Source organism: Paenibacillus alkalitolerans, from assembly GCF_016482785.1.
GTDB classification, from domain to species: domain Bacteria; phylum Bacillota; class Bacilli; order Paenibacillales; family YIM-B00363; genus Paenibacillus_AE; species Paenibacillus_AE alkalitolerans.
Map to the genome: position 1 here is coordinate 1 of NZ_JAEMXM010000047.1, position 8,573 is coordinate 8,573.

The 8,573-nt window shown below is 47.3% G+C and carries 8 protein-coding genes; all 8 read left to right on the forward strand.

The features are described from left to right. Nucleotides 1-807: DUF4982 domain-containing protein (locus tag JET16_RS29540; RefSeq protein WP_199624809.1), on the forward strand; the 807-nt coding region annotated here is incomplete at its 5' end. A 239-nt stretch (nt 808-1,046) separates the two neighbouring features. After that, a complete protein-coding gene (locus JET16_RS29545; protein ID WP_199624810.1) occupies nt 1,047-2,060 on the forward strand; it encodes a response regulator transcription factor in 1,014 nt (337 codons plus the stop codon). Beyond that, nucleotides 2,057-3,892, forward strand: coding sequence for a cache domain-containing sensor histidine kinase (locus JET16_RS29550; RefSeq protein WP_199624811.1), 1,836 nt, complete (start codon nt 2,057-2,059; stop codon nt 3,890-3,892). The genes JET16_RS29545 and JET16_RS29550 overlap by 4 nt, the downstream gene beginning before the upstream one ends. A 79-nt stretch (nt 3,893-3,971) precedes the next feature. Then, nucleotides 3,972-5,510 carry an extracellular solute-binding protein gene (locus tag JET16_RS29555; RefSeq protein ID WP_199624812.1) on the forward strand — a complete coding sequence of 513 codons (1,539 nt, stop codon included), beginning with the start codon at nt 3,972-3,974 and terminating at the stop codon, nt 5,508-5,510. A 102-nt stretch (nt 5,511-5,612) separates the two neighbouring features. Then, on the forward strand, nt 5,613-6,572 hold the full coding sequence (locus tag JET16_RS29560) for an ABC transporter permease (protein WP_199624813.1): 960 nt from the start codon (nt 5,613-5,615) through the stop codon (nt 6,570-6,572). Further along, nucleotides 6,572-7,441: a carbohydrate ABC transporter permease gene (locus JET16_RS29565; protein WP_199624815.1), complete on the forward strand. Its 870-nt coding sequence runs from the start codon at nt 6,572-6,574 to the stop codon at nt 7,439-7,441. The genes JET16_RS29560 and JET16_RS29565 overlap by 1 nt, the downstream gene beginning before the upstream one ends. 184 nt (nt 7,442-7,625) lie before the next feature. Next, nucleotides 7,626-8,150, forward strand: a complete 525-nt coding sequence (locus JET16_RS30435) for a sugar-binding domain-containing protein (protein WP_456093990.1) — start codon at nt 7,626-7,628, stop codon at nt 8,148-8,150. Then, the coding region (locus JET16_RS30440; RefSeq protein WP_407673226.1) for a glycoside hydrolase family 2 TIM barrel-domain containing protein at nt 8,125-8,573 on the forward strand (449 nt) is incomplete at its 3' end. The genes JET16_RS30435 and JET16_RS30440, both read left to right, overlap by 26 nt.

Sequence of the window (8,573 nt, forward strand, 5' to 3'; positions counted from 1 at the left end):
AAATATGATTATGTCATCGGCGGTATGCTTTGGACGGGGATCGATTATTTGGGCGAATCGATGGGATATCCGTCCAAAGGATGGTCGGGTTCCTTGTTCCGGACAAATCATGAGCGTAAGCCGATGTCCTGGCTCTATCAAAGCTACTGGTCAGAGGAACCCATGGTATATATGGCGGTAATGGACTATTCTTTGCAAGATGAAGGAACTAAAGAACACTGGGATGCCCCAAGATACGCAAGCCATTGGAACTTTCCCCAGTTTAACAAGGCGGTCATTCCATATATGATCGCAACGAATTGTGAAGAAGTAACCATTGAGCTGAACGATAACCCGATTTATGTAAAAAAACCATGCTCCTATCCGAATCGAATGATCACAGGCTATCTGCCGTATAAACCGGGAACCGTAACGGTAAGGGGCTTCATCAACGGCAAAGAGGCATGCCAGTATACGTTAAAAACAGCAGGGCCTGCCGTCAGCCTTGACTTTGATTGTAAAGAAATCAATCTGGAAGCAAATGAGGGTTATGAAAAGCTATTCACCGTTCGGGCAAAAGACCGGGAGGGAATACCAGTATTCCGCGAAAGTGCAAAGGTCGCCTTCAGCGTGAATGGACCGGCAGAACTCATTGGTGTGGATAATGGCGATCTCTGTTCAAGCGAACCATACGACAATCATGCGATGCATATGTATCATGGATGTGTCAGTACCGTGATTCGGCTTACAGGTGAACAAGGGAGAGTCGTAATATCCGCGGCTTCAGAAGGTATGCATCCTGCCATGATGGTTATTCATGTGAATTAGCGCAGATAGCGATTGTATCCAGTTGGACTCAACGCTGCTTCCACAGCAAGCTGACACACGGCTTGCTTGAAGGAAGCAGTTTTTTTAATCTCCTTTCCAACGTGGTCATGCCAGAATCCGTACATTGAGTCATCTGTTTTGCTTGTGCTACGATGAAATGTAAGACATTTTACATCAAGGGATTACTGGGATTTTGACCTGGCGAAAGTTGAGTTAGAAAATGATGCGGGAGGCACAATATGCTTAAGGTTTTAGTGGCAGAAGACGAGCCTTGGATCAGAGCGGCCATTGTAGAGATGGTAGAGGATTTCGGCCATGATATTAAAGTCGTAGGCGACGCTACGAACGGCATAGAAGCATGGCACATGATTCAGCAACTGTGGCCGACTGTATTGATAACGGATATTATGATGCCGGAGATGGACGGTCTGGAACTGGTGCGGAACATCTCGGAGAATAAAATCCCGATGGCGGTCATTATCATCAGCGGATATGAAAATTTTCAATACGCGCAAAGAGCAATCAGTTACGGGGTCAATGAATATCTGCTTAAGCCTGTAAAACGGGAAGAACTTCAGGACGCTCTGTTCGAAGTGATGGGGAAATTGACGGAAATCGAGAAAATGAACCATTATTTGATTAAAATCCAGACGTATTTCGATACGATCAACGATATTGACCCGGCAGGGGGCATGAACCGCCTGTATCAACTTATTGACAATATCCGCACGATCAAACATGTAAACTACGGCGCTTATTTGAGCTTGCTCCGGATTGTGGAATCAAAGATCAGCTCCCTGTTGAACAGCATCGAAGCGGAGCATTCCTTGATGTCTCACTTTAGCGGGGTTCCGGATCAGGAAATTAGGCAGCATCTGGGTAAATTGGCGGAATATTGGTTTATCCACCCGGAACGCAATAAAAAGGATTTCAAACTTATCATTAAATCGGCATGCGATTTCATTCATGCCCATTACCAGGACGATCTTACACTGACACAAATGGCGGAGTATACGAATGTAAGCATCTCCCATTTCGGTTCGCTGTTTAAGAGGTATACCGGAGAGTCGCTCATTGCTTATATTAACCAGGTACGGGTGGAGAAGGCGAAGGAAATGCTTCGGAACTCAAACGATAAAATCTACTTGATCGCGGAAAAGGTCGGTTTTTCAAGCCAGCCGTATTTTATACGGGTGTTCAAAAATGTGACGGGAATGTCCCCGAATGAATATCGAAAGAGTATGGGGATATGAATATGAAGCAGCTGTTCCAACGTCTGTCCTTAAGACAGAAAATCGTCGCCAGCTTTATCAGTATCGCATTGGTCGCCGTACTATCCATGAACTATATCTCTCACTTCTACTACAGCCGGGCGACGCAGCAGGATTTTTACAATATCGCCGAAACCACGACGGTCGGTCTGAATCATCAGTTCGAAATTTATATTCAACAGATTGCCAGATCCACCTACGCCATGAACGCGGGTGTGCTGAGTTATTCAAGCATACTGCAGCGGCAGAACGCGAGCTTGATTCAGGATTGGCTCAGGGGCGATTCGACGATGAGTTCGGAACATCGTTACATGATCAGGGAAATTCTCAACAAGTATATTGCGTTTAATTATCCCGAGATCGAGGATATTTATCTGATGTCGCAGGATCGGAGAGTTTTGCAGGCGTCGGGCTCAACCGCGGATATCCAATTGGCAAGACTTCCGTGGTACGGGCGGCCCCTGAATACAAAACTGGAAATATTCCCGACGTTCTACGAGGACAGTCGGGCCATTCCGCTCGTTGCAGTTGCCATTCCAATCTTTGACGTGAAAGACACCACCCTTTCGGGCCGGCTCGTATTGCATATGAGACTGACCGAAATCAAGAATATGATTGGAAATATGCGGATAGGCGATACCGGCTACATCTTTATGGTTTCCTCGGACAGGAGAATCGTATACCACCCCGGCGAGGACATGCTCGCTTCCCCAATCGAGGAAACCGAGCTTTCATGGCTTGCGTTGGACAAGCCACACTCCCTTCAGACATGGCGTGGCAAGCAGTATCTTGTTTCCTACAGCATTTCCGAACTGACCGGTTGGAAGACGATTGCGTTGGTGCCTCTGAAGGAGATGGCCACCGGTCTGCAAATCGCGCAGATATCCGCCATTGTCGTGATGGGTCTGCTCATCCTGCTCATCATGATTGCGGTGCCGATCGCTGCAAATCGCATCACCCGACCGATGATCCAACTGAAACAAGCGATGGAAAAGCTGCAGACCGGCGATTTAACCGTACGAGCGCCCGTCACTCCGGGGAGCGACGAGATACAGTTGCTGAGTGTAAGCTTCAATCGTATGGCCGGACGGCTGAATGAGCTCGTAAATACGGTATACAAAATGGAGCTTAAAGAAGCCCAGACGCAGCTGCTTCAGAAGGAAGCGACGATTCATGCGCTGCAAAATCAAATCAACCCGCACCTCTTGTACAACACGCTTGATATCATCAAAAGTATCGCTTATCTGGAGGGGGCCCCCAAGATCGAAAAGATGGCGGAAAATTTGGCATCGTTATACAGGTTTACGGCAAAGCTGGACCAGTCGGAGATTAGTCTTGCAGAGGAATTGGATCAGCTCCAGCGATACCTCGAGATTATCCACATTCGGTTTGCCCGGCATTTCCAAAGCAAGGTTTATGTGGACGATAAATATAAGCACGCGCGCATCATCAAGCTTTCTATACAGCCGATCGTCGAGAATGCTGTGAAATATGCGGTTGAGCCACGTAATGGGAAGGCCGCTGTCATGGTCAGCGCGTATCCCGAAGGAAATGACTTGATTATCGAGATTGCGGACAATGGATCCGGAATCGATGACATGGTTCTGCAAAATCTGAAAGATCGGCTGACGATGATTACCGAACAGCCGAATCATGCAGTGAAAGCGTCTGACTCGCTCGGGCTTACAAATGTGCATAATCGGTTGGTGCTTTATTACGGCAAAGAATATGGAGTCTATATCCATTCCTTCCCGAATCAGGGAACGGTCATTTCGGTAAGGATCCCGTTCATAAGAAAAGATAACATTTCGTGAGATTGTACAATTTTCAGAGGCGTGAGAGGATATAAGATTAACAATGTAAGATAAAACGAACCATAAGGGGAGTATCACGATGAAGCTTTTGAAAGTGGTTACATTGTTATTCCTGTCTCTCAGCCTGGTCGTCGGTTGTTCCACCGGCAACAGCGGCGGAAGTGCGACGAAGGAAAACACGTCAACAAACACGGGTGAAGCCCAAACATCTGAACCGGTGAAAAATGAAAAGAAGATCCCGATTACGATCGCTACACAGTATTGGAGCGGCGGGAAATGGACGGATGATCACGCGACCATTAAGTATTTGAACGAGAAATTCAATGTCGACATCAAGCTGCAGCTCATTAACGGACCAGAATATAATGAAAAGTTTAAGGTTATGGCAGCCTCCGGTGATCTTCCGGACATTTACAGATCCTACGGAGCCGACTTTCTGAGTTGGTCCTCTGAAGGCGCATTCGCAGATTTGAGCGGAGTATGGGCGAAATACCCGAATCTGAATAAGGCATTCCCGCTCGACAGCGAAGCGATGAAGCTGCTGAATCCGGAAGGGAAGCTATACGGGATCCCGAGTATTTCCTGGGTCGCGCGGGACACGGTACAAATTCGCAAGGATTGGTTGGATAACCTTGGCATACCGCTTCCCACTGAAGATGAGTTTACGGTCGACAAGTTTTATGAAATCGCTAAGGCGTTTGCGACGCAGGACCCCGACCAAAACGGCGTTAACGGCGACACGACCGGCATGATTATGACCCCGCAGGTCCGGAATGCGTTCGGCATTGCAAGTGATTGGATGGAGAAAGACGGAGAGCTGATCCCGCGTCATACGCAAGTAGAGGAGTATAAGGCTTATCTTGCTTTCATGAAGAAGGCTTACGACGAGAAGGTACTGGATCAAGACTTTGTCATTCGCAAAGGGAATGAAATTGATGAAATGAGGTTGGGCAACAAGTTAGGGCTGTTCCACTATCATAACGCCTACCATGTCCTCCAAGAGGATATCAAGAAGGCCAACCCGGGCTTGAATGCGGAGATTGTGCCGATGGCTCCGCCGATCGGACCGACGGGTGTCCGAGGAAACACTGCCGAAAGGACGGGCATGCTAAAGGTGGTCATTAACGCGAAGGCGGATGAGGAGAAGATCGATCGGATTTTGCAAATTTTCGATTGGTGGGTCACCGATGAAGGCAGTTCGATTATGAAGAATGGTATTGAAGGCATCGACTACACGAAGAATGCCGACGGCACCTATCAAGTTACTGAGCAGTGGGAAGACAACCATCCGCGCTATTTGAACAGCAACCTGTTTAAACGCCCTGGCACTGATTTCATTGTCTACCTCTGGTCGGAACAGGAAGATATCGACCGTCATAATGCCTATGAGGAACTCGCAAAGAAATATATCGTGCAGGATTCAGCGTTTAGATTCACATTCTACTCGGAAGCGTATAAGGATCAATGGGCTGGTTTGGACACCAAGTTTGAACAAGCAGTTGTACAGATTATTGTTGGCGACAAGCCGATCGAATATATCGAACAAGCTTCCAAGGAATGGCTGGCAGGCGGCGGCGAACAAATTATTAAAGAAATCAACGAAGCAGCCAAGAAATAACGTCTCTCACGAGTTTGGTTTGAATCAGGCCGCAACCTCACGTGCGGCCTGTTCTAATCTTGGCGCTTGTGCTGCGGCACTATAGAAGGGAGCTTGGAGAGAATGAATCAGTCCACTACACTTGCGCAGTCCGTTGGATCCGAAAGGATACCTTCGGCGAATAAAAGAAGGGATTATCTGAAGCGCGCTTTCCCGTTTTATTTGATGATCTTCCCGGGATTGTTGGTTTTCCTCGTTTTTCGCTACGTACCGATGTTCGGTGTGTTCATCGCATTTAAGAAATACTCGCCGTTTCGAGGCGTCTGGCAGAGCGAATGGATCGGGATCAAAAATTTCGTCCGCCTCTTTACGGAACAAGACTTCTTGCTTTTGTTAAAAAACACATTGTACCTGAACCTGCTGGATACGATCATCGCTTTCCCTTTTACAATCATGGTTGCGCTTTTGCTCAATGAAGTGAGAAAAAAATATGTTAAGAACTCGATTCAAACCATATTATATGCGCCGCATTTTTTATCCTGGGTCGTGATCGTCGGGATCACGATGTTGTTCCTGCGTACACAAGATGGCGGAGTGAACGTCCTCCTCAATGCTTTAGGGTTTGACAGCATCAATTTCTTTGCAGACCCGGGGAGTTTCCGCTCCATTTGGTTATTCCATAATATATGGCAAGGCGCCGGTTGGGGCGCGATTATCTATTTGGCGGCGATTGCGTCGATCGATCCGGCATTGTATGAGGCCGCGACAATGGACGGCGCCAGCAAGCTTCGTCAGATGTGGCATATTACTTTGCCGTCGCTCAGAACAGTCATTGTGATTATGTTTATTTTGCGGCTCGGTAATTTTATCGATGTTGGCTTCGAGCATATTTTCTTGCTGCAAAATCCGTTGAATCTCCAAGTGTCGGACGTATTCGAGACGTATGTGTACCGCATAGGTCTCGTGCAGGGTGACTTCAGCTACTCGACCGCGGTCGGATTGTTTAAATCCGTTGTTGGACTCGTGATGATCGTCGCCGCCAATACGATCGCCAAGCGGCTCGGAGAGGAGGGGGTCTACTAATGGTGAAACATATGTCGAAGGGCGATCTGGTTTTCACGGTCTTCGTATACGCCTTCTTGATCGTCTTCACGCTGTTGATCCTGTTTCCCTTGTTATATGTCGTGTCAACATCGTTCGCGCCGGCGGGGGACTATTACACGCGAGGCTTCTTCCTCTTCCCGAGCAACTGGACGATCGAAGCCTATCAATATTTGATGCACAACCCCAGTTTCGTCAGCGCGTTCAAGAGCTCCGTCGTCATTACTGTCTTCGGAACCATCATCAATATGACGTTGACCTGTTTGATGGCATATGGATTGTCGGAACGCTGGCTCAAAGGCCGATCGGTGATTAATTTTTTGATCCTGTTTACGATGCTATTCTCCGGCGGTCTCATCCCAACGTACCTGGTCGTATCGGGGCTTCATCTTGTCGATACGTATTGGGCGCTCTGGCTGCCGGGTGCCGTAAGTGCGTTTAGCGTAATCGTCATTCGCGGCTTCTTCACATCCCTTCCTTATGAACTTAAGGAATCTGCTCGGATGGACGGATGCGGGGAGTGGAGATTGTTCGGAACCATCATCATCCCTTTGTCCAAGCCTGTGATTGCCACGTTTACCTTGTTTGGTATTGTGGGGAACTGGAACACCTATTTTTCGGCTGTGATTTATTTGAACGACAGTTCGAAATGGCCGCTGCAGGTATTTTTAAGACAGATGTTAATCCTTGACGACGAAAAAATCGGTGAACTCATCGAACCGATATTTCCGTACACCCCGGCGGCGCGTATGGCGGCGATCCTGATCACGGCATTGCCATTGCTGGTCATTTATCCGTTCCTGCAGAAGTATTTCAACAAAGGCATGTTCATCGGATCGCTTAAGGGATAAGGAGCAGCGATGGATATAGTCAAAATGCAAAAAATCAGCAAAGGCTGTGATGGATATCATGTGCAGAGTTGAGACAAAGATGATGGATGGCTGGGAGTTTACATTACAAAAGCCGGAAGACCCAAACTTCAAGCCCGTTAAGCTTCCTCACGATTGGGCCATTCATGCTCCAATCAATAGAGACATGAAGCAGGGAACAGAGCAAGGATTTAGAGACCGATGGGGAATCGGGTGGTACAGACGAAATCTTGTACTCGAAGAGCTCAAAGCGGATACTGTTTACCAATTGCAATTTGACGGCGTTTATGAGAACAGCACGGTATGGGTGAATGGTCAAGAAGTTGGTGGTCAAAAGTACGGGTATTCAAGATTTACCCTGGATATTACTGAATGCATTCATGAAGGGGACAATCAGATCCTGGTCAAGGTAGACAACACTTCTTTTCCCGCAGACCGATGGTATTCCGGAGCAGGGATATACAGAACCGTCAAGTTGATTGAATGTTATAAGAATCACCTCAATCCGGAAGACATTCAAGTGAAAACCGCCATTCAGGGCGATACGGGCGTCATTACCATAATGACCGGAGTCACCTCTTTGGTAAAAGCATGTATTTCAGATGAAAATGTGCGTTATACAGGTNGATACGGGCGTCATTACCATAATGACCGGAGTCACCTCTTTGGTAAAAGCATGTATTTCAGATGAAAATGTGCGTTATACAGGTGAATCTGAAGACGGAATGATCTGTATCGAAATACCAAATGTAAAGCTATGGAGTCCTGAACAGCCCCATTTATATCCATTGGAATTGTCCCTTTATGAAGGGGATGAAATTGTTGACACGGTTGAATTGAAAATTGGTGTCAGAGAAATCAAGATGGTTGCCGGTAAAGGGATGTTTATCAACGGCAGAATGATAAAGGTGAAGGGGCTGTGTATCCACCAAGACGCAGGCTGTTTGGGAATTGCCGTACCGCCGGAAATTTGGAGAGAGCGGCTTATCAAGTTTAAAGAAATTGGATGCAATGCCGTTCGACCGTCACACCATATCTTTGCATCGGAATTCCTGGATCTATGTGATGAATTAGGATTTCTTGTCTATGAGGAACCGTTTGACAAATGGACAGG

Excerpts from the sequence above, each read along its gene's own strand:
- JET16_RS29545 (WP_199624810.1), top strand. The coding sequence starts at position 1,047 with ATGCTTAAGGTTTTAGTGGCAGAAGACGAGCCTTGGATCAGAGCGGCC.
- JET16_RS29550 (WP_199624811.1), top strand. The coding sequence starts at position 2,057 with ATGAATATGAAGCAGCTGTTCCAACGTCTGTCCTTAAGACAGAAAATC.
- JET16_RS29555 (WP_199624812.1), top strand. The coding sequence starts at position 3,972 with ATGAAGCTTTTGAAAGTGGTTACATTGTTATTCCTGTCTCTCAGCCTG.
- JET16_RS29560 (WP_199624813.1), top strand. The coding sequence starts at position 5,613 with ATGAATCAGTCCACTACACTTGCGCAGTCCGTTGGATCCGAAAGGATA.
- JET16_RS29565 (WP_199624815.1), top strand. The coding sequence starts at position 6,572 with ATGGTGAAACATATGTCGAAGGGCGATCTGGTTTTCACGGTCTTCGTA.